General features: G+C 71.5%; 19 protein-coding genes and 1 riboswitch. Of the genes, 11 read left to right on the forward strand and 8 right to left on the reverse strand.

Annotated features, from left to right (window positions below; genetic code table 11):
- Positions 1-846 carry a diaminopimelate epimerase gene (dapF, locus tag GA0070561_RS13870; protein ID WP_091400532.1) on the forward strand — a complete coding sequence of 282 codons (846 nt, stop codon included), beginning with the start codon at positions 1-3 and terminating at the stop codon, positions 844-846.
- Between the two features lie 148 nt (positions 847-994).
- On the opposite strand, the gene GA0070561_RS13875 is transcribed toward dapF, so the two are convergent.
- A complete protein-coding gene (locus GA0070561_RS13875) occupies positions 995-2,461 on the reverse strand; it encodes an NAD-dependent malic enzyme (protein WP_091400534.1) in 1,467 nt (488 codons plus the stop codon).
- Positions 2,462-2,644: 183 nt separating this feature from the next.
- On the opposite strand from GA0070561_RS13875, the gene hflX reads away from it, so the two are divergent.
- Complete coding sequence (gene hflX, locus GA0070561_RS13880; protein WP_091400536.1) at positions 2,645-4,099, forward strand: GTPase HflX; 1,455 nt, start codon at positions 2,645-2,647, stop codon at positions 4,097-4,099.
- Positions 4,100-4,149: 50 nt separating this feature from the next.
- Positions 4,150-5,910: a hypothetical protein gene (locus GA0070561_RS33935; RefSeq protein WP_091400538.1), complete on the forward strand. Its 1,761-nt coding sequence runs from the start codon at positions 4,150-4,152 to the stop codon at positions 5,908-5,910.
- A 74-nt stretch (positions 5,911-5,984) separates the two neighbouring features.
- Here the strand turns inward: GA0070561_RS33935 and lexA are convergent, their stop codons facing one another.
- Complete coding sequence (gene lexA, locus GA0070561_RS13890) at positions 5,985-6,770, reverse strand: transcriptional repressor LexA (protein ID WP_091400540.1); 786 nt, start codon at positions 6,768-6,770, stop codon at positions 5,985-5,987.
- 539 nt (positions 6,771-7,309) lie between these two features.
- Between lexA and nrdR the strand changes: the two genes are divergently transcribed.
- Together nrdR and GA0070561_RS13900 are read left to right on the forward strand one after the other, a co-directional pair.
- A complete protein-coding gene (nrdR, locus tag GA0070561_RS13895; RefSeq protein WP_091400542.1) occupies positions 7,310-7,810 on the forward strand; it encodes a transcriptional regulator NrdR in 501 nt (166 codons plus the stop codon).
- A 67-nt stretch (positions 7,811-7,877) separates the two neighbouring features.
- Complete coding sequence (locus tag GA0070561_RS13900; RefSeq protein WP_373861760.1) at positions 7,878-10,751, forward strand: vitamin B12-dependent ribonucleotide reductase; 2,874 nt, start codon at positions 7,878-7,880, stop codon at positions 10,749-10,751.
- Between the two features lie 72 nt (positions 10,752-10,823).
- Here the strand turns inward: GA0070561_RS13900 and GA0070561_RS13905 are convergent, their stop codons facing one another.
- Positions 10,824-11,723 carry a bifunctional 5,10-methylenetetrahydrofolate dehydrogenase/5,10-methenyltetrahydrofolate cyclohydrolase gene (locus GA0070561_RS13905; RefSeq protein WP_091400547.1) on the reverse strand — a complete coding sequence of 300 codons (900 nt, stop codon included), beginning with the start codon at positions 11,721-11,723 and terminating at the stop codon, positions 10,824-10,826.
- A 13-nt stretch (positions 11,724-11,736) separates the two neighbouring features.
- Positions 11,737-11,818, reverse strand: a riboswitch (ZMP/ZTP riboswitch).
- Between the two features lie 238 nt (positions 11,819-12,056).
- On the opposite strand from GA0070561_RS13905, the gene GA0070561_RS13910 reads away from it, so the two are divergent.
- Both GA0070561_RS13910 and GA0070561_RS13915 read left to right on the forward strand, forming a co-directional pair.
- The gene (locus GA0070561_RS13910) at positions 12,057-12,626 is read left to right on the forward strand and encodes an RNA polymerase sigma factor (RefSeq protein ID WP_091400549.1); all 570 of its coding nucleotides are present in this window, start codon (positions 12,057-12,059) and stop codon (positions 12,624-12,626) included.
- Between the two features lie 10 nt (positions 12,627-12,636).
- Positions 12,637-13,608, forward strand: coding sequence for a CU044_5270 family protein (locus GA0070561_RS13915; protein WP_091400551.1), 972 nt, complete (start codon positions 12,637-12,639; stop codon positions 13,606-13,608).
- A 39-nt stretch (positions 13,609-13,647) separates the two neighbouring features.
- Here the strand turns inward: GA0070561_RS13915 and GA0070561_RS13920 are convergent, their stop codons facing one another.
- Positions 13,648-14,760: an FAD-dependent monooxygenase gene (locus GA0070561_RS13920; RefSeq protein ID WP_244166222.1), complete on the reverse strand. Its 1,113-nt coding sequence runs from the start codon at positions 14,758-14,760 to the stop codon at positions 13,648-13,650.
- Between the two features lie 143 nt (positions 14,761-14,903).
- Between GA0070561_RS13920 and GA0070561_RS13925 the strand changes: the two genes are divergently transcribed.
- Complete coding sequence (locus tag GA0070561_RS13925) at positions 14,904-15,839, forward strand: DUF2332 domain-containing protein (RefSeq protein ID WP_091400553.1); 936 nt, start codon at positions 14,904-14,906, stop codon at positions 15,837-15,839.
- A gap of 32 nt (positions 15,840-15,871) precedes the next feature.
- On the opposite strand, the gene GA0070561_RS13930 is transcribed toward GA0070561_RS13925, so the two are convergent.
- Genes GA0070561_RS13930 through GA0070561_RS13940 form a run of 3 tightly spaced genes read right to left on the reverse strand, consistent with a single transcriptional unit; the run spans position 15,872 to position 18,271 of the window.
- Complete coding sequence (locus GA0070561_RS13930; RefSeq protein ID WP_091400556.1) at positions 15,872-16,813, reverse strand: MerR family transcriptional regulator; 942 nt, start codon at positions 16,811-16,813, stop codon at positions 15,872-15,874.
- A 33-nt stretch (positions 16,814-16,846) separates the two neighbouring features.
- Positions 16,847-17,704: an alpha/beta fold hydrolase gene (locus GA0070561_RS13935; protein ID WP_091400559.1), complete on the reverse strand. Its 858-nt coding sequence runs from the start codon at positions 17,702-17,704 to the stop codon at positions 16,847-16,849.
- 3 nt (positions 17,705-17,707) lie between these two features.
- Positions 17,708-18,271 (reverse strand): dihydrofolate reductase family protein, encoded by a 564-nt coding sequence (locus GA0070561_RS13940; protein WP_091400561.1) that lies wholly within the window; start codon positions 18,269-18,271, stop codon positions 17,708-17,710.
- 149 nt (positions 18,272-18,420) lie between these two features.
- On the opposite strand from GA0070561_RS13940, the gene GA0070561_RS13945 reads away from it, so the two are divergent.
- Both GA0070561_RS13945 and GA0070561_RS13950 read left to right on the forward strand, forming a co-directional pair.
- Complete coding sequence (locus GA0070561_RS13945; RefSeq protein ID WP_091400563.1) at positions 18,421-18,681, forward strand: DUF5522 domain-containing protein; 261 nt, start codon at positions 18,421-18,423, stop codon at positions 18,679-18,681.
- A gap of 92 nt (positions 18,682-18,773) precedes the next feature.
- Positions 18,774-19,322 (forward strand): hypothetical protein, encoded by a 549-nt coding sequence (locus tag GA0070561_RS13950; protein ID WP_091400566.1) that lies wholly within the window; start codon positions 18,774-18,776, stop codon positions 19,320-19,322.
- Positions 19,323-19,341: 19 nt separating this feature from the next.
- On the opposite strand, the gene GA0070561_RS13955 is transcribed toward GA0070561_RS13950, so the two are convergent.
- Positions 19,342-20,031 (reverse strand): iron-dependent transcriptional repressor DtxR, encoded by a 690-nt coding sequence (locus GA0070561_RS13955; protein WP_091400569.1) that lies wholly within the window; start codon positions 20,029-20,031, stop codon positions 19,342-19,344.
- Between the two features lie 100 nt (positions 20,032-20,131).
- Here GA0070561_RS13955 and GA0070561_RS13960 point away from each other — a divergent pair, with 100 nt between their 5' ends.
- Positions 20,132-20,992 carry a sulfurtransferase gene (locus tag GA0070561_RS13960; protein WP_091402061.1) on the forward strand — a complete coding sequence of 287 codons (861 nt, stop codon included), beginning with the start codon at positions 20,132-20,134 and terminating at the stop codon, positions 20,990-20,992.
- Positions 20,993-21,039 lie beyond the last annotated feature (47 nt).

Consider the following 21,039-nt stretch of genomic DNA (forward strand, 5'->3'; position numbering starts at 1 on the left):
GTGGAGTTCACCAAGGGCCACGGCACCGGCAACGACTTCGTCCTCCTTCCCGACCCGGACGGTCAGCTCGACCTGACCCCGGAGCTGGTCGCGGCGCTCTGTGACCGGCGGCGGGGCATCGGCGCGGACGGCGTGTTGCGGGTGGTCCGCGCGGCCAAGCATCCGGACGGCGCGGGTCTGGCCGGCGAGGCCGAGTGGTTCATGGACTACTGGAACGCCGACGGCTCGTTCGCCGAGATGTGCGGCAACGGTGCCCGGGTCTTCGTGCGCTACCTGCTCGACACCGGGTTGGCGACGCCCGCCGGCGCGGCGCTGCCGGTGGCCACCCGGGCCGGCGTCGTGCGCGCGCTGGTCGAGGGCGACGTGGTGTCCGTCGAGATGCGCCGACCCCAGGTGTACGACAGCTCCGCCGCCACCCTCGGCGGGCTCACCCTGACCGGTGCGGTGGTGGACGTCGGCAACCCGCACCTGGTCTGCGTGCTGCCGGCCGGCGTGGACTTGTCGGCGCTGGACCTGACCGTCGCGCCCGGGTTCGACCCGACGGTCTTCCCGAGCGGGGTGAACGTGGAGTTCATCGTGGCGGGCGACCCGGTCGACGGCACCGACGAGCACACAGTGATGCGGGTGTACGAGCGCGGCAGCGCCGAGACCCTGTCCTGCGGCACCGGCGCCTGCGCGGTGGGTACCGTGGCGCTGCGCGACGCCGGCCGGGACACCGGCGTGGTCGCGGTCGACGTGCCCGGCGGCCGCCTGACGGTGACCGTCACGGCGGACTCCTGCTGGCTCTCCGGCCCCGCCGTCCTGGTAGCCACCGGTGAGCTGAACCCAACAACGCTCCGCCCCTGACCCGCTCCCCACCCCTGACGCCCCGCCCCCACCCCCCGCCCCCACCCCCGCCCGTGTTGATCAAGAGGTTTGCGTCAAGTTTCGCGTGGTTCCTGACGCAAACCTCTTGATCAACGGCGTGGGCGGTGGGCGGTGGGCGGTTCGCGCCTTACGGGGTGGCGCTGGCGTTCGCGGCGATCTCGGGGAGGTCGGCGGGACCGGGGTCGGCGGCCGGGAGCGGGCTCGGGTTGTGCGCGGCGGCGCGCACGGCGGCGGCGACCGCCGGGGCGACCCGGGAGTCGAAGACGCTCGGCACGATCACCGTCGGGTTGATCTTGTCCTCACCGACCACGTCGGCGATGGCGCGGGCGGCCGCGAGGGCCATCTCCTCGGTGAACTCCTCGGCGTGCGCGTCCAGCATGCCGCGGAACACCCCGGGGAACGCGAGCACGTTGTTGATCTGGTTCGGCTGGTCCGAGCGGCCGGTGGCGACCACGGCGGCGTGCTTGCGCGCCTCCCGCGGGTCGACCTCCGGGTCCGGGTTGGCCAGTGCGAAGACGATCGAGTCCTTCGCCATCTGGGCGATGTCGTCGCCGGTGAGCAGGTTCGGCGCGCTGACCCCGATGAACACGTCGGCGCCGCGGATCGCGCCGGGCAGGTCGCCGGAGTAGTTCTCCTTGTTGGTGTTCTCCGCCAGCCACTGCCACGCCGAGTTGAGCCCGGTCAGCCCGCGGTGCAGGGCGCCCTCGCGGTCGTACGCGATGATGTCGCCGACGCCCTGGCGCAGCAGCAGCTTCATGATCGCGGTGCCGGCCGCGCCGGCGCCGGAGACGACCACCCGGACGTCCTCGAGCCGCTTGCTCACCACCCGCAGCGCGTTGGTGAGCGCGGCCAGCACGCAGATCGCGGTGCCGTGCTGATCGTCGTGGAAGACCGGGATGTCCAGCGCCTCGCGCAGCCGGGCCTCGATCTCGAAGCAGCGCGGCGCGGCGATGTCCTCCAGGTTGATGCCGCCGTAGGCCGGCGCGATCGCCTTGACGATCTGCACGATCTCGTCGGTGTCCTGGGTGTCCAGCACCACCGGCCAGGCGTCCACCCCGCCGAAGCGCTTGAACAGCGCGGCCTTGCCCTCCATCACCGGCAGCGACGCGGCCGGGCCGAGGTTGCCCAGGCCGAGCACCGCCGAGCCGTCGCTGACCACCGCGACGGTGTTGCGCTTGATGGTCAGTCGCCGGGCGTCGGCCGGGTTCTCGGCGATCGCCATGCAGACCCGGGCCACCCCCGGGGTGTACGCGCGGGACAGCTCGTCGCGGTTGCGCAGCGCGACCTTCGAGGTCACCTCGATCTTGCCGCCCAGGTGCAGGAGGAACGTCCGGTCCGACACCTTGCGCACGTCCACGCCGTCCAGCGCGGTCAGCGCGTCGACCACCTGGTCGGCGTGACCGGCGTCGGCGGTGTCGCAGGTCAGGTCGACGATCACGTGGGTCGGGTCCGAGTCCACCACGTCCAGCGCCGTGACGATCGCCCCCGCCTCGCCGACGGAGGTGGTGAGCCGGCCGATCGAGGAGGCGTCCGCGGTGACGGCGATCCGAATGGTGATCGAAAATCCGGCGCTGGGCATTCGGGTGATGGCCACGGGATCCCTCCGTAACGGCTGTGCGGCCGATCGGCCGCCGCCCGCATTTCTACCGGGTTGTCGCGGCCGACCAGCATTCGCCCCCACTTTTGGCGACCTTCACCATGGGCATATAGCAGGTGCGTTCGGCGTTGTGTCATGTCAGGATTACGTTCTACTTATCAAAACGGACAGGAGAACCGCTTGCGAGACCAGGAGAGCTTTGTCCCCGTCGAGGACGAGCTCGACGACGTCACCACCGGCGAGATGGAGCTGTCGGAGCGGCAGTCCCTGCGACGCGTCCCGGGCCTGTCAACCGAGCTCACCGACGTCACCGAGGTGGAATACCGCCAGCTGCGGCTGGAGCGGGTCGTCCTGGTGGGCGTCTGGACCGAGGGCACGATCGCCGATGCGGAAAATTCGCTGACCGAGCTCGCCGCGCTGGCCGAGACGGCCGGTTCGCAGGTGCTCGAAGGGCTCATCCAACGCCGCACCCGACCCGACCCGGCCACGTACATCGGCCGCGGCAAGGTCGACGATCTTGGCGCGGTGGTGCTCTCCACCGGCGCCGACACGGTCATCTGTGACGGTGAGCTGTCCCCGTCGCAGCTGCGCAACCTGGAGCAGCGCACCAAGGTCAAGGTCGTCGACCGCACCGCGCTGATCCTCGACATCTTCGCCCAGCACGCCAAGAGCAAGGAAGGTAAGGCGCAGGTCGAGCTGGCCCAGCTCCAGTACCTGCTGCCCCGACTGCGCGGTTGGGGTGAGACGCTCTCCCGGCAGACCGGTGGTTCCGGCCGGGGCGGCGGCGCCGGCGGCGGTGTGGGTGTGCGTGGTCCCGGTGAAACCAAGCTGGAGACCGACCGGCGGCGTATCCGCCACCGCATCTCCCGGCTGCGTCGAGAGATCAAGAACATGCGGACGGTACGCGTCACCAAGCGTGCCCGACGCACCCGCAACTCGATCCCGGCCGTGGCCATCGCGGGCTACACCAACGCCGGCAAGTCGAGCCTGCTCAACCGACTCACGGACGCGCGCGTGCTGGTGGAGAACGCGCTGTTCGCGACGTTGGACCCGACCACCCGTAAGGCCACCGCCTCGGACGGGCGGGTCTACACCCTCTCCGACACTGTCGGCTTCGTCCGGCACCTCCCGCACCAGATCGTCGAGGCGTTCCGCTCGACGCTGGAGGAGGTCGCGGAGGCGGATCTGGTGGTGCACGTCGTCGACGGCACCCACCCGGATCCGGAGGAGCAGGTCCGGGCGGTGCACGAGGTGCTCGCCGAGGTCAGCGCGGACCGGCTCCCCGAGCTGCTGGTGGTCAACAAGATCGACGCTGCCGACGAGGACACCCTGCTGCGGCTCAAGCGGCTCTGGCCGGACGCGATCTTCGTATCGGCGTACTCCGGCAGGGGCATCGAGGACCTGCGCTCAGCAATCGAGGACCGGCTGCCGCAGCCGGCCGTCGAGGTCCGGGCGGTCGTGCCCTACGACCGGGGTGACCTGGTGTCCCGGGTGCACCGCACCGGGGAGGTGCTCAGCACGTCGCACCTGCCGGAGGGCACTCTGCTGCACGTCCGGGTCGGCGCGGAGTTGGCGGCGGAGCTCGCGGCGTTCGACGTGGAGCGGCAGGGGCAGGCGGCCGGCAGCCGGTCCTGAGCGACCACGGCGTCATCCACCCGAAACGCGCGGCATGCGACACTGGCCGAATGCGCCGCGTTGTTTCCTCGGTCACGGTTGCCCTCGGCCTGCTCGGGGCAACCGTGGCGCTCGCCGGAGTCGCCGCAGCGGCTCCCGCCCCTGGGGCGTCCGGGCCGCCCGCCGCGAACCCTGGCCAGAAGCGATGCACGATCACCGACGAGCGGCTACGGGAGCTGTCCGGGCTGGTCGCCACCAAGAGTGGCTTCATCGTCATCAATGACGGCACCGACGTCCCGGCGCGCAAGCGGGTGTTCTTCCTCGACAGCAAGTGCAAGATCTCGAAGGAGCCGGTCCGCTACTCGGGGCAGGGTCCGTTCGACACCGAGGATCTCGCCCTGTCCAAGGACGGGCGCACCCTCTGGATCGCCGACACCGGTGACAACCCCGACTCGAAGGAGCGCCGCAGCCGCGTCGCGCTCTGGTCGATGCCGGTCAGCGGCACCAAGGAACCGACGCTGCACCGGCTCTCCTACCCCGGAGCCAAACCGCACGACGCTGAGGCGTTGCTCATCGGCGACGACGGAAAACCGCTGATCATAACCAAGGTGACCAGCGGCAAGGCCGAGATCTACACACCGTCGGCGGCCCTCAAGAGTGGCGACACCGACCCGGTGCCGATGCGTAAGGCCGGCGACATCACGCTGCCGAAGACCCAGACGGAGAACACCCTCAACACGTTCGGCCGGATCGCCATCACCGGCGCATCCCGGGCACCGGACGGCTCCCGGGTGGTCCTGCGCACGTACGCGGACGCCTTCGAGTTCGACGTGACCGGTGGCGACATCGTGGGCGCGCTCACCACCAGCAAGCCGCGCGTGACGCCGCTGGCCGACCCGTTCGGCGAGGCCATCAGCTACACCTCGGACGGAAAGTCGTTCGTCACCGTCTCCGAAGCGGGCCGGTTCGCCGAAGACGAGCCGCTCGACATCCTCGGCTACACCCCGTCCACGTCGACCGCCGTGCCACTGGCTCCCGAGGACGGCGCCAAGCCGGCCGCCTCGAAATCGTGGACCGACGGGCTGAGCCTCGACGACATCACGTACCTGGTCGGGGCGGTCGGGCTGATCGGCCTGCTGTTGGTCGCCGCCGGAATCTTCGGCATCGTTCGCGCCCGCCGTCGGCCGCCGACCGCTGACGCGTCCGACCCGTCGGAGCCGGACGGTGAGCCGTTCGGCCCGCGCGCGGGCCGCGCCGTTGACGGGTTCCCGGCCGACGATGACCGCAGGGGTGGTGTCTACGGGGGCGGCGCGCCGGCCGGCGGCGCGGTCTACGGCGGTGGTGCGGGTCGCGGTGGCCCGGCCCCGGCTGGTGGTGCGGGTCGCGGCGGCCCGGCCCCGGCGGGTGGTGCCGTGTACGGCGGTGGCGGCCGGCCCGCCTCGGCTGACGGTGGCTACGGTGCGCCGCGACCGGACGGCGGCGGTGCTGGCGTCTACGGCGGCGGTGGCCGTCCCCCGGCTGGCGGCGGACGTCCACCGGCCAGTGGAGGTCGTCCCCCGGCCGGTGGCGGTGGCCGTCCCCCGGCCGGTGGCGGTGGCCGTCCGCAGGGCGGCGGTGGCGGTCGTCCGCAGGGCGGCGGTGGCCGTCCCGGCGGTGGTGTGTACGGCGGCGACGGCGGTCAGCCCGGTCGGGCGGAGCCGCCACGGCGCGGAGGGCAGGAGCCCGACTACCGGGGCCAGCGGCCCGGCCGGCGCCGCGACGACGACGCGCCGATAGACCCGTACGGGCAGTATCCCGGGGGCGGTCGCGGTCCCCGGGGCGACCGTTACTGATCGGACGCTGAGGGCGCTCACCCGCCCTGACGAGCGGTGCGGGTGAGCGCTGTCGGCACCCACCCGCCGGCCGGTCAGATTCGGCGTAGCACCGCCACGACCCGGCCCATGATGGTGGCGTCATCGCCGGGGATCGGGTCGAAGGCCGGGTTCTGTGGCATCAGCCAGACGTGCCCGTCGCGCCGCCGGTAGGTCTTCACGGTCGCCTCGCCGTCGAGCATGGCGGCCACGATCTCGCCGGAGTCGGCGGTCGGCTGCTGCCGGACGACCACCCAGTCGCCGTCGCAGATCGCCGCGTCGAGCATCGAGTCGCCCTTGACCTGGAGCATGAAGACCTCGCCCTCACCCACCAGCTCGCGGGGGAGCGGGAAGATGTCCTCCACGGCCTGCTCGGCGAGGATCGGCCCACCGGCGGCGATCCGACCGAGCATCGGCACGTACGCCGGGGTGGGCCGCTGTGCCCTCGACAGCTCGTCGTCGATCGCCTCGCTGGGGGCGCGGACGTCCACCGCGCGCGGCCGGTTCGGGTCGCGGCGCAGGAAGCCCTTCTTCTCCAGCTCCTTGAGCTGGTAGGCGACGCTGGACGGCGACACCAGGCCGACCGCCTCGCCGATCTCGCGGACGCTCGGCGGGTAGCCGTGGCGTTCCACCCAGGTGCGGATGAACTCCAGGATGCGCCGCTGGCGCGCGGTCAGGTCGACTGTCGCCGGGTCGGGGAAGGCGCTGACCACCGGGGTGACCGGGCGCACGGCGGGCTGACCCGTCCGGCTGCGCGCGGCGCTGCGGCGTCGGGTGGCTGGAGGGCCCGCCTCGGTGATCTGCTGCGGGCTCTTCGGCCGGCTGGCCCGGTCCTCGGTCACGTCCGTCCTCCCTGGTCGGCGCTGGGTGCCTCGTCGGCTCGTGGTGCGTGCGGTGGTGCCACGTTGTTCATGACCGTATAGGTGAGATCAGTCATTTTCAAACATCTGTACGACCTCTCACCGGCGTGTCGGGGTGAAAAAGCGCTCCGGTCGTACGGATGTTCTGATAAATGGTACGTCAGGTAGCACTGGTGTTCGATCCTGGACCATTTTCCGCCCGTGTTCGGCCGGCTGGCCGGTAACCCGGGCGGCGTCGTGACGTTGGGTCTTCGGGTGTTGTGCGGTGCGTGGATGACCGGATGGTCCGTGACGCGCCGGACACGCCGGCCAACTTGACCCGGCTTCCCCAGCGACATACGGTCGACCCCTAGATGTAGTAGTGACACGGGCGTAAGTTGCCTACAGGTTGGGTCTGACTACCGACCGCACTCCCGTAACGTCGATCACGGCGGGCGTCATCCGAGGATGGCACCGTCGTGGTGAGTCGTGCCCGGGGGTGCCCGGGGTTATCGCAGTTGATCATTATTTGGAGGTGGGCGATGCGGTGTCCGTACTGCCGGCACGCTGACTCCCGGGTGGTCGACTCGCGGGAGGCCGACGACGGCCAGCTCATCCGACGGCGGCGGTCCTGCCCGGAGTGCGGCAAGCGGTTCACCACCGTCGAGGAGGCGGTCCTCGCGGTCGTCAAGCGCAGCGGGGTGACCGAGCCGTTCAGCCGCACGAAGATCATCGGCGGGGTGCGTAAGGCGTGCCAGGGCCGGCCGGTGGACGACGACTCACTCGCGCTGCTCGCGCAGCGGGTGGAGGAGACGGTCCGGGCCAAGGGGGCCGCCGAGATCCCCAGCCACGACGTGGGCCTGGCGATCCTGGGTCCGCTACGCGACCTGGACGAGATCGCCTACCTGCGGTTCGCCAGCGTCTACCGCTCGTTCGACTCGCTCGCCGACTTCGAGCGCGAGATCGAGACGTTGCGGGCCGCGGCGCGAGCCCGGGAGCAGGGCCGGGCCGATGCGGTTGAGGCCGCCGGCCGTACCAGCTGAATCTTCACAGTTTTTCAAGAGATTGGGACGCGCGGTGGGTGACCGCGCAGACGAGGGGGGCGACGGCGTGACAACTAGCCGTTCACGAAGCAAGGCAGGCGCGGGGCTGAAGATCGAGCGGGTGTGGACGACCGAGGGGGTCCACCCGTACGACGAGGTCTCCTGGGAGCGCCGGGACGTCGTGATGACGAACTGGCGGGACGGCTCGATCAACTTCGAGCAGCGTGGGGTGGAGTTCCCGGAGTCGTGGAGCGTCAACGCGGCCAACATCGTGACCACCAAGTACTTCCGGGGAGCGGTGGGGACCCCGGAGCGCGAGTGGTCGCTCAAGCAGTTGATCGACCGGGTGGTCACCACCTACCGGACCGCGGGTGAGGAGTACGGCTACTTCGCCAGCCCGGCCGACGCCGAGGTCTTCGCGCACGAGCTGACCTGGATGCTGCTGCACCAGGTGTTCAGCTTCAACTCGCCGGTCTGGTTCAACGTCGGCACGCTGTCGCCGCAGCAGGTCAGCGCCTGCTTCATCCTGGCCGTCGACGACTCGATGGACTCGATCCTCGACTGGTACAAGGAGGAGGGGCTGATCTTCAAGGGCGGCTCCGGCTCCGGGGTCAACCTGTCGCGCATCCGCTCGTCCCGTGAGCTGCTCTCCTCCGGCGGCAACGCATCCGGCCCGGTCAGCTTCATGCGCGGCGCGGACGCCTCGGCCGGCACCATCAAGTCCGGCGGCGCCACGCGGCGCGCGGCCAAGATGGTCATCCTCGACGTGGACCACCCGGACATCCAGGAGTTCGTGGTCACGAAGGCGCGCGAGGAGGACAAGATCCGCGCGCTGCGTGACGCCGGGTTCGACATGGACCTCGGCGGCTCCGACATCGTCAGCGTGCAGTACCAGAACGCCAACAACTCGGTCCGGGTCTCCGACGAGTTCATGTCGGCGGTGGAGAACGGCAAGGGCTTCGACCTCCGCGGCCGGCTGGACGGCTCGACGATCGAGACGGTCGATGCCAAAAACCTCTTCCGTGCCATCTCCCAGGCCGCCTGGGAGTGCGCCGACCCGGGCCTGCAGTACGACGACACGATCAACGACTGGCACACCTGCCCGGAGACCGGGCGGATCACCGCGTCGAACCCGTGCTCGGAGTACCTGCACCTGGACAACTCCTCGTGCAACCTGGCCTCGCTCAACCTGATGAAGTTCCTCCGCGCCGACGGTGGCTTCGAGGTGGAGAAGTTCGTCAAGTCCGTCGAGTTCGTCATCACCGCGATGGACATCTCGATCTGCTTCGCGGACTTCCCGACCGAGAAGATCGGTGAGACGTCCCGCGCCTACCGGCAGCTCGGCATCGGCTACGCCAACCTGGGCGCCCTGCTGATGGCCACCGGCCTGCCGTACGACTCGGACCAGGGCCGCTCGGTGGCCGCGTCGATCACGTCCCTGATGACCGGCACCGCCTACCGCCGTTCGGCCGAGCTGGCCGGCGTCGTCGGCCCGTACGACGGCTACGCCCGCAACGCCGAGCCGCACAAGCGGGTCATGCGCAAGCACGCCGCGGCCAACGACGAGATCAAGCCGACGAGCCCGGTGGCCACCGCGATCGTCCGCGAGGCGACCAAGCAGTGGACCCAGGGCAACAAGATCGGCGATAAGAACGGTTGGCGCAACGCGCAGGCGAGCGTCCTCGCCCCGACCGGCACGATCGGCTTCATGATGGACTGCGACACGACCGGCGTGGAGCCGGACCTGGCGCTGGTCAAGTTCAAGAAGCTGGTCGGTGGCGGCTCGATGCAGATCGTCAACCAGACGGTGCCGCGCGCCCTGCGCAGCCTCGGCTACCCCGAGGAGCAGGTCGAGGCGATCGTCGAGCACATCGCCGACCACGGCCACGTGGTGGACGCCCCCGGCCTCAAGCCGGAGCACTACCCGGTCTTCGACTGCGCCATGGGGGAGCGGACGATCGCCCCGATGGGTCACGTGCGGATGATGGCGGCCATCCAGCCGTTCGTCTCCGGCGCCATCTCCAAGACGGTCAACATGCCGGAGGCGGCCACCGTCGAGGATGTCGAGAAGATCTACTTCGAGGGCTGGAAGCTCGGCCTCAAGGCGCTGGCGATCTACCGGGACAACTGCAAGGTCGGCCAGCCGCTCTCGGTGGCCAAGTCCAACAAGGCCACCGAGCCGGCCGCCGTCGAGACCGCACCGGCCGCACCGGCCGCGGTCGAGAAGGTCATCGAGTACCGGCCGGTGCGTAAGCGCCTGCCGAAGAAGCGCCCGTCCGAGACGGTCAGCTTCTCCGTCGGTGGCGCCGAGGGCTACCTGACCGCGTCGTCCTACCCGGACGACGGCCTCGGTGAGGTCTTCCTGAAGATGTCCAAGCAGGGCTCGACCCTGGCCGGCGTGATGGACGCCTTCTCGGTGGCCATCAGCATCGGCCTGCAGTACGGCGTGCCGCTGGAGACGTTCGTCAGCAAGTTCACCAACATGCGTTTCGAGCCGGCCGGCATGACCGACGACCCGGACGTGCGGATGGCGGCCTCGGTGATGGACTACATCTTCCGTCGCCTGGCGCTGGACTTCCTGCCCTACGAGCGTCGCGCCGAGCTGGGCATCTTCACCGCCTCGGAGCGGGCCGCGCAGCTGCGGGCCGAGGCCGACGCGGAGGCCGCCGGCGTCACCGGCGCCGAGCTCACCGCGATGGCGTCGTCGGCGCCGGTGGAGACCCCGGCCAAGCCGGAGGCTGTCGCCCAGCCGGCCCAGGAGATGGCCGACGTGGCCGCCGCCAAGCCGGCTCCGAGCGTGGGTTCCAGCACCGAACTGCTGGAGGCCGTGATCGGCAAGGCCGCCGACGCGCCGCTCTGCTTCACCTGCGGCACGAAGATGCGGCCCGCCGGTAGCTGCTACGTCTGCGAGGGCTGCGGCTCCACCAGCGGCTGCAGCTGACGTACCACCGCACCACCCGCGAGCGCGGCAGGGACCACCTGCCGCGCTCGCGGCGTTTCCGCCCTCCGCTGGTTACTGGCTCGCTCGCTCGGCGGCGCGCACGGCATTGCGGAACAGCATCGCGACGGTGGTCGGACCGACGCCGCCGACCCGGGGGGTGATGGCGCCGGCGACCTCGGCGCACGCTTCGTCCACGTCCGGTAGGAGCCGCCGCCCGTCGTAGCGGACGCCGGCGCCGATGACGACGGCGCCGGGCTTGACGTGCTCAGGCTGAACGATCCCGGGTACGCCGGCGGCGGCGACGAGGATGTCGGCGCGATGGGTGTAGCGGGCCCAGTCGGGCACGCCGGTGTGTACGACGGTGACGGCGGCGTTGGCGGTCGGGCGCTTCTGGGCGAGCAGCATGGCCAGGGGGCGGCCGAGGGTGGCACCGCGGCCGAGGATGACGACCTCACGACCGGCGACGGGGATCTCGTAGTACGCCAGCAGGGCTTCGATGCCGGCGGGGGTGCACGGCAGCGGGCCGGGCAGGCCGACGGCGAGACGCCCCATGTTCAGCGGGTGCATGCCGTCGACGTCCTTGTCCGGGTCGATGGTCTGCAGCGCCGCGTCGTAGTCCAGATGCCCCGGAACGGGGTACTGCACGAGCAACCCGTGCACGCCCGGATCGGTGTTGAACCGGGCGATGGCCTGGTGCAGCTCGGTCTGGGTGGCGGTGGCAGGTAGATGCACGTGCGGGGAGGCGAACCCGAGCGCGGCGGCCTGACGCTGCTTGATGGCGATGTAACCGGCGCTGGCGTCGTCGTCGCCGACGAGGATGGTGGCGAGGCTCGGTGTGATGCCGCGGCTGCGCAGACGGGCGGCAGCGGCGGCGGTCTCGGCCAGGACGGCTTCGGCGACGGGTGCACCCGGCAGGAGCCGGGCAGCGCCCGATGGGGTGTGGTGTTCGGTGGATTCGCTGGTCGTGGTCATGACGGTTCCTCGACGCAGGCGCCCAGGCGGTCGACGCCCGCGAGAGGCTCCCCGATGGTTCCACCATCCCCGTGCCGCCAGTCGCCGGTGCTTCGATAATGCCGCATCACCAGGGCGGTTGCCCAACTGGACCAGCCGCGCCGTCGCCAGCGCCCGGCAGACCCGCACCGGGGCGTGCTGCCGAACATCGATATACCTCAGGGTCATATTTATGACCCTGAGGTATATCGCTTGTCGGGATGGTGCCGCCGATGGAGCCGGACGGGCAGTTCGGTAACACTCGTGCTCCGCCTTACGAAGAAGGGGTGTGAAGGCTACGAGGGAGGACGGCCTGTGAGTGAGCCGAGCCGAGCCGATGATGACATTTCCGGCATCGGAGCCGATCCGGTGGCCTTCGAGGTCTTCTACCGGCGGCACGTGGAGGCGGTGGGCCGGTTCGTGGCGCGGCGGGTCGACGACCCGCATCTCGCCGCCGACCTCACCGCCGACGTGTTCCTGGCGGTGATCGAGTCGGCGGCCGGCTACCGACCGGAGCGAGGTAGCCAGATCGGCTGGCTGTACGGGGTGGCCCGCAACGTCATCGGCGACGAGCGGCGTCGGGCGGCCCAACGGCTGCGGGTGACCGGCCGACTGGCCGGACGACGGGATCTCGGCCCCGATGACATCGCCCGCATCGAGGAACGAATCGACGCCGAGTCTGCGGCCCGCCGCACCCATCGGGCGCTGAGTGAGCTGCCCGAGGGCACCCGGACGCTCGTCGAACTCGTCGCCGTGGACGGCCTCACCGTCGCGGAGGCGGCGACAGTGCTCGGGGTGTCGCCGGTCGCCGCTCGGGTCCGCCTGCATCGTGCACGCCGCGTCGTCCGCGCCGTGCTCGCCCACCCGGTCACCACCCTCGCCTGAGGAGACGGAGATGACGATGAACGAGATCGAACGGTCGCCGCAGGGTTTCGAGGAGCAGCTCCTCAGGGATCTGACCGCACACGTCACCCAACGGGCCGAGATGGCGTCGGCGGCCCGTCCCGCCGGACGACGTACCCGATTCCTGCGCGGTTGGCGTCTCGTCGGAGCGTTCGGGCTGGCAGTGGCACTGACCGCCGGTGCGTTGGTGGTCCAGACGATCAGGGTGGGCGACCAGCCGCCAACTGCCAGCGCGTCGGAGATCTTCCATCTGGCGGCCGACGCGGCCCGGCAACAGCCGGAGCTCACCGCCCGACCCGACCAGTACGTCTTCACGGAATACCTGGTGACGATCCGGGACCTGCCGGACAGCGGTCCTTACCAGACCACACGGAGCCAACTGTGGCAGTCGGCCGGCGGAGTCGCGTACACGCAGGGCCGCTACCGACCGGAGAGCGATCCGAACGGGTGGGGCGAGTTGAAGGTGCTCCGGATGGGCGATGCCGCCGATCCCACTAAGGAACTCGACGCGTTCCAACCGCCCGCGTACCACGGCGACCTGCCCTCCGATCCGGACGAGCTGCTTCGATACCTGCGGAAGAACCCGGTCGACCTGCATCTTCCCGAAGGGGCCGACGAGGAGGCCGTCTACGGGGACGAGAGCATGGTGTACACCACCGCGCGGTCGATGGTCCGCGGCGGCTACGTGCCACCCCGCGCGCTGGCGGCGCTGTTCGAACTGTTGGCACGGGAACCCGGAGCGGTAGTCATATCGGGCGACGTGGTGGACGCCGCCGGTCGGCATGGGGTGGCGATCCGGACGCCCGGTGTGATCGGTGGCAACGTGGACCTGCTCTTCGACCGCGACACCCATGTCTTCCTCGGCACCCGCGGGACGGTGGTGCGCAACGGCAAGGAGTCCCTGTACGACAACGTCGCGCAACTCCGCATCGCAATCGTCGACCGGCCGGGCCAGCTGCCCTGAGCCGCCCCAGCCCTGGCCAGACCGGTTGTGTCGGACCGGTCAGGGCTGGGCGAACAGGGGCCCGTAGTTCGAGCGGAACATCTGTTCGCCGAGGCGGCGCATCACCAGGTCGCGCAGCGCGGGCGGGAGCCCGGTGGCCTTGTCGCGGCGATGGGTCTGGCTGAGCACCCAGTCGGTCCGCGGGCGGCGCCGCGCCTCGTACCCTTGCAGGGCCTCGGCAACGGACCCGGCGGTGGCCAACGACGTAGCGAGCACGACCGCGTCCTCCAGGGCCATCGCCGCGCCCTGGGCCATGTTCGGCGAGGTGGCGTGGGCGGCGTCGCCGATCAGCAGCACCGGCCCCCGGGACCAGGAGTCGAGCACGACCTCCTGGTTCGGCCCGGCGTGCAGGGTGCTGTCGTCGTAGTCGAGGGCCTTGAGCATGGTGGATACCGGCTGGGTGAACGTTTCGGCCAGCTCGTCGCGCCAGCCGGGCCGGTCGGCCACCGGGCCGTCGTTGTAGTAGCAGTACGTCTGCTCGGCGCTGATCGGGATGGTCAGAAACTGCCGCCCGCGCCCCAACTGCACTGACCAGACCGGCTCGTCGTCGACGCGGGGAGCAACCCACCGGTACGCGTACTGGCCGAGGTCGCGGGCGGCCTGGCCGTCGAAGGCGAGCCGGCGGACCGTCGAGTTCACTCCGTCCGCGCCGAGCACCAGGTCGTACCGTGCGGTGGCACCGTCGTCGAACTCGACGGCGACCTGGTCGCCCTCCGCCACGAGCGCGACCGGCTGGCGGCCCCAGCGGATCGGGGCGTCGCCGACGCCGTCGAGCAGCGCCCGGTGCAGGTGCGCCCGGGGTAGCGACACGCACGGCCCGACGCCCTGCCACAGCGCGGCCACGTCGATGTCGAAGAGGCGACGCCCGCGCTGGTTGGCGCTGCGCTGCCGGGCGATCTCCACGGAGACGTCGGCGATCGGCTCGGCCAGACCGAGTACGTCGAGCATCCGGGTCGCGTTGCCGGTGAGGTAGATGCCGGTGCCGGAGTCGGTCGGCCCCGGTGCCCGCTCGACCACGTCGACAGTGGCACCCCACTCGCGTAGCGCGGCCACCGTCGCCAGTCCGGCGACCCCTCCGCCGACGATCAGTACCCGGATACCGTCACCCCGCACGACACGTTCCTCCCCGTTGCCCCTGCTCGACCCCGCTGAGCTGCTGCTCAACGGTTCGGCCGCCGCAGCACTCTACGAGGAGGGTGAGCCAGCGCACGGGAACGGGGGCTGAATTACCGAGGAATGGGCTGCGACGATGAGGCATGACGACCGCTGAGACGTACGCCGAGTTCGGCAGCCGCGAGGCGCGGGGGGTGTCGCCCACGTATGAGCGCCTGTCGCAGGCCGTCACCCGCGACGACGATCTGCTCACCCTGCTCGACGGGCTTCCGCCGGCCAAGCGGCAGCCGAATCTGCTGTTCGGCGTCGTCCGCTGGCTCGGCGGCCCGGTCGACGACCCGGCCGCGTTCCACGACTTCGTGGTGACGCACTGGCCGGCCATCGAGACGCAGATGCGTGCCCGGGCCACCCAGACGAACGAGGCGGGCCGGTGCGCGGTCCTGCTGCCGGTGCTCGCCGCGTTGCCGCAGCCCCTGGCCCTGCTGGAGGTCGGTGCGTCGGCCGGGCTCTGCCTCTACCCCGACCGGTACGCGTACCGCTACGGCGACCATCGGGTCGGCTCCGGTGAGCTGGTCCTCGACTGCGCGGCAAACGGGCTGGTGCCGCCGGTAGGCGTACCCCAGGTGGTGTGGCGGGCCGGCCTGGACCTCAACCCGCTCGACGTGACCGACCCCGACGACGTGTCCTGGTTGGACGCGCTGATCTGGCCGGAGCATGCCCACCGGCGGGCCCGGCTGCGCGCCGCGGCGGCGGTCGCCGCGGCCGACCCGCCGCTGCTGGTCCGCGGCGACCTGGTGGACGACCTGCCGGCGCTGGCCGCGCGGGCGCCGACCGACGCGACGCTGGTGGTCTTCCACACGTCAGTGCTCTATCAGGTGCCGCCCCCGCGCCGCGACGCGTTCGTCCGGTTGGTCCGCGAGATGCCGGGGCACTGGGTGGCGAACGAGGGGCCGGAGGTGCTCCGGTACGACGGGCTGCCCGACCCGCCGAGCGACGCGCTGCACAACGTCCTCGCGCTCGACGGAAAGCCGCTGGCCTGGGCCAGAGGCCACGGCCAGGCGCTGACCTGGTTCGGCTGACGTCACCAGGCCGCTGAATCGACGCGGTCAGCTCAACGAGCCGGCTCGGGCATCCGGTGGCGCAGGGCCCGGATGAACCAGTCCACCGCCGGCGCCGTCGCATCGCCGGTCGACCAGCCGTTGACCACCGCCAACAGGTCGAGGTAGCGGTCCCGGCGGGGGTCGTTGGCCAGAACCAGTCGGTCGAGCAACCGCCGACGCAGGTCGGCCTCGTCGGAGTGAGCGTGCAGGCTCCCGTACCGGTTGGTGACGGCTGCGACCAGCGGATCGGCGTCCGGGCTGGCCGGGTCGAGACCGGCGGCGAGGGCCGGGGCCACCGCGTCCCGTACCACCGCGACGGCGTCCGGGCGGGGCAGGCCCGGGACGACGTGGTCGGCGGCGTGCTGCCGCGTCAGCCGCCGCATCCGGGCCCGGAAATCCGGGTCCCGGCACAACTCGGCCAGTTCCAGCCATGCCTCGACCTGCTCGGTGCTGGGGTCGTCGGGAAGCTCCGGTGTCATCGAGACGATCACACCCGGGTACGCGGGCTGGTCGCTGAGGCCGGCGAAGACGCTGTCCAGGAAGTCGGTCACCAACTGCCCGCGTTCGCGGGTCGTGAGCTGGGCCAGTCGGTGCAGCTCGTCCACCTCGGCGGGGCCCGACCCGCGCCTCGCCGCGACGATGAGCACCGCCTGGCGCAGCCGCAGCACCCGGATCTGCACGGCCAACGCCTGGGCGTGCGCGGCGGCGACCTCGGGCAGGGGTACCTCGTGTTCCACCACCCGTCGGATGGTGGCCAGGTCCAGGCCCAGGTCACGCAACGTCCGGACCAGCTCCAACCGGGCCACGGCCGCCGGGCCGTACCGCCGGTAGCCCGCCGGGCTCCGGTCCGTCGGCGGCACGACCCCGCTGTCGGCGTAGTACCGGATGGTCTTGACGCTCAGGCCGGTCCGTCGGGCCAGGTCGCCGATCGTGTGAAACGTCTGCCCGCTCATGCCCCCACCCTCGCGTCTCCCCCCGGTGGAGACTCAAGCACCATCCGGACCGGCGAGGAACGCCGCGACCGTCGCGGTGAACGCCTCGGCGTCGTCGAGCCACGGGTAGTGCCCGGCGCCGGGCTGAACGACCAGCTCGGCGCGGGGGGCCAGCTCGGCGAACCGGGCCACCAGGCCCGGCGGTGCGGCCAGGTCGACAGCGCCGGCGAGCAGCAGCACCGGGCCTCGATGTGCGGTGAGCGCCGCACGGGTGGTCGGCGGATCGAAGGCGCCTTCGGAGCTGAAGATCCTCGCCAGCTCCTCGTTGTGCTGACCGGACTCCGCGGCCTGGTGGACCTGAGCGGCGGTGTCCCACCGGCCGTACAGGAACGGCGCGATCTCCTGCTTGGAGTCTGGCCTGGCCCGACCCGAGAGGATGGACTCCAACGCCGCCATTGCCACCGGAAACCACGGCTCGCCGGCCCGGGCCTCGGTGACCTCCTCACGCTGCGCTGCGGTCACCTCCAGCCCGACCGCTCGGATGCTCGGGTTGACCAGCGCGAGTCGGCCCACCCGATCGGGGTGCCGGGTCAGGTATTGCAGAGCCAGGTTGGCGCCGGCGGAGTGCCCGAGCAGATCCAGCCGGTCGAGGCCCAGGTGCCCGCGCAGCGCCTCCACATCGTCGACCATGCGGTCGCAGCGGTACGTCGAGACGTCCGCCGGTGCCGCCGAGCGACCGGTGCCCCGCGGATCGAGGATGACCAGCGTCCGGTGCGCGCCCAGACCGCCGAGGTCACCGAGGTACGCGGAGTCGCGCATCGGCCCGCCCGGCAGGCAGACCAGCGGGTCCCCAACTCCGACCGTCCGGTACGCGAGGGTGGTCCCGTCGATCGCGTCGAAAGTGGTGATCATCGGTCAGCGGACCCGCTCGTGGTGGAGCAGGACCACGCCGTTGCCGAAGACCCGGCTCTCCACCAGCCGCAGACCGGCCGGAGTCTCGGCGTCGGGGAAGAGTCGACGGCCCCGACCAAGCACCACCGGGTGGACGTAGATCCGGTACTCGTCGATCAGGTCGTGCCGGGCGAACGTCGCGGCCAGGTCGGCCCCACCGAGCGCGAGGTCGCCGCCCGGTTCGGCGGTGAGCTTGCGGACCTGCTCGACGTCGACCTCGCGCACGACGGTGGCGTTCCAGTCGGCGTGGTCGAGGGTGCGCGAGTAGACGATCTTCGGCATGTCCCGCCAGATGCGGGCGAACTCGCGCTCCGGGCCGCTGGCGGTCGGGTCCTGATCGGCGGTCGGCCAGTAGGCGGCCATCAGCTCGTGGCTGACCCGGCCGCTGAGGAACCCGCCCATCGGGGCGATCACGTCGTTGAAGTGCTGGTGCAACTCCTCGTCGACCTGGTGCCAGCCGATGTCGCCGCCCGGGCCCTCGAAGAACCCGTCCAACGACAGGCTCATCTGCACAACGATCTTCCGCATCGTGTCCCCTCCGTACGCGTCGACGGGTGTCGAACCCGATCGTCGTCGGACCGTACGACGAAACGACCGCTCGCCGCGACGACGCCGGGGCATGTCGTCGCATCCCAGGCAGCGGGAGGCCGACAACGAACCGTCCCTAGACTGCTGCGGTGACCGGAGAGCGACGACCCCTGGCCGACCGGCCGCTCACCGAGCCGCACCCGTCCCGGCTGCCGTCCGACCACCCGGACCGGGCCCGGATCCTCGCCGCGCACACCGCCGCGTTGGCCGCCGGTGAGGCCGGTTACCTCGACCCGGCGAGTGGGCTGTTCGTGCTCAGCGCCGGGTTCCTGGCCCGCCGCGGCACGTGCTGCGGGCGCGGCTGCCGGCACTGTCCGTACGTGGATGATCCACCCTCGGAACAGGCGTAGACGAGGACTTCCGCGCGACACCGACACCCCGTACGGTGTCCGACGGACACTTGGCGGGCGCCTTCCGCCGTCGGTCGGCGAGAGGGTGGAGTGTGCGCGGGCGGATCGTGATCGCCGGGCTGGCCGGGCTGCTGGTGAGTGGCTGTGCCGACGAGGCGGAACCGGCGGCGGTGCCGCCGCCGGTGCCGATCGCGGTGGACGTGGCGGCGGCCTCCTCGGGCGGCGCCTGCCGCCTGCTGGACTTCGCGGTGATCGAGCAGGTGGTGAAGGTCCGCTTCGACGTGGCGGCGGCCAGCGAACAGGGCGACACCCACACCTGTGTGGTCCGGGCCGCAGGTGCCACCCTGCCGGAGCTGACACTCAGCGTGACCGAGACCACTATCGACAAGGCCAGCTTCGGCGCGGACGTGGTGCCGGACAAGGCGGCGAAGGTCACCGGGCTGGGCCAGCAGGCGTACAAGCGGACCACCGCTGCGGCGAGCGGGCACGGGCCGGTCGCCGAGGTGGGCTGGCTGGCCGGCGACGGACGGCTGGCCACGGTGAGCTGGACCACGGCCCGCGGCAGTGAGCGCTCGGCGGTGGAGAAGCTGACCGGTGACCTGACCGCGTTGGCGAAAAAGGTGGACACCCGGGCGTTGTGACGCCCGGGTGCCCGGTTGGTCAGTTGGCGGCGACGAAGACCCGGGAGGCGACCTCGCGGGGCAGCCGCACCCGGTCACCGGAGCGGTCGATCGACACGCCGTCGCGTTCCTGGGCCACTGTCACCGTGGCGCCCGGGTCGACACCGGCGGCGTGCAGTTGGCGCAGCACGTCGGCGTCCTTCTGCACGCTCTCGCAGATCCGGCGCACCACGACCGACCCGGAGAGGCCGGGGAAGGCCAGATTGCGCTCGCCCTCGGCGGCCTCGGTGGTCTCCGCCGCCGGCGAACCCAGCTCCTGAAGCCCGGGGATCGGGTTGCCGTACGGGGAACGGGTCGGCCGGTTGAGCAGGTCGTAGACCCGCTTCTCCACCGCGTCGCTCATCACGTGCTCCCAGCGGCAGGCCTCCTCGTGGGCCTCCTCGTAGGGCATCCCGATGACGTTGACCAGCAGCAGTTCGGCGAGGCGGTGCTTGCGCATCACGGACACGGCGCTGCCGCGACCCAGGGCGGTGAGCGTCAGGTGCCGGTCGCCCTCGACGGTGAGCAGGCCGTCGCGCTCCATCCGGGCGACGGTCTGGCTCACGGTGGGGCCACTCTGCTGCAGCCTTTCGGCGATCCGGGCACGCAGCGGTGGCACCCCCTCTTCTTCCAACTCGAGGATGGTGCGCAGGTACATTTCGGTCGTGTCGACCAGGTCGTGAGACTTCATAAGGTCAGCGGCCCTCCGGTGCACGATGTTACCTCGGTGAACGACCGGCGACCGCCGCCGAACCGCGTGCCGTCTACGCGAATGGTGTTGGATGGTCGCCATGTCCGGTACCCAGGAGCCGTTGGTCGAGGCCGAGCGCCTCGTCACCGAGCTCGACCAGGCCGATCCGCCCACCCTGCTCGACGTCCGCTGGCGGCTCATCGGCCCGCCCGGCCGCGACGACTACCTCGCCGGCCACCTGCCCGGGGCGGTCTTCGTCGACCTGGACACCGCGCTCTGCGGGGCGCCGGGCGCCGGCGGTCGGCACCCGTTGCCCGACCCGGCCGCGTTGCAGGCCGCGCTGCGGGCCGCCGGCGTCCGGGCCGGTCACCCAGTGGTGGTGTACGACGGCGGCGACGGCCTGGCCGCCTCGCGGGCCTGGTGGACGCTGCGCTGGGCGGGTCACCGGCCGGTACGCCTGCTGCACGGCGGCTACCCGGCCTGGGTCGCCGCCGGCCGGCCCGTCTCCACCGACGCGCCCGCCCCACCGCCCGGTGACGTCGTGGTGCGTCCCGGTGACCTCCCGGTGCTCGACGCCGGGCAGGCCGCCGCGCTGGCCACCGCGGACGGCGCGGTGCTGCTCGACGTGCGGGCGGCGCCCCGTTACCGGGGCGAGGTCGAGCCGATCGACCCGGTAGCCGGGCACGTGCCGGGAGCGGCGAACCTGCCCGCCGGGGAGTACGTCGGGTCGGACGGCCGTTTCCTGGCCGCCGACGTGCTGAGCGAGCGGTTCGCCGCCGCCGGGGTGACCGAGGGGCGGGCCGTCGGGGCGTACTGCGGCTCGGGGGTGACCGCCGCCCAGGCGGTGCTCGCGCTGCATCTGGCCGGCCGCACGGACGCCGCGCTCTACGTTGGATCGTGGAGCAACTGGGTGGCGGACCCGGGCCGACCGGTCGCCTCCGGGTCGACACCCGGCCGCTGACCAGCGCGTGCGGTGGGCCGGCGCCGATCCTCGTGCGACGATGGGCT

The sequence above is a fragment of the Micromonospora saelicesensis genome, from assembly GCF_900091575.1.
GTDB lineage: Bacteria > Actinomycetota > Actinomycetes > Mycobacteriales > Micromonosporaceae > Micromonospora > Micromonospora saelicesensis.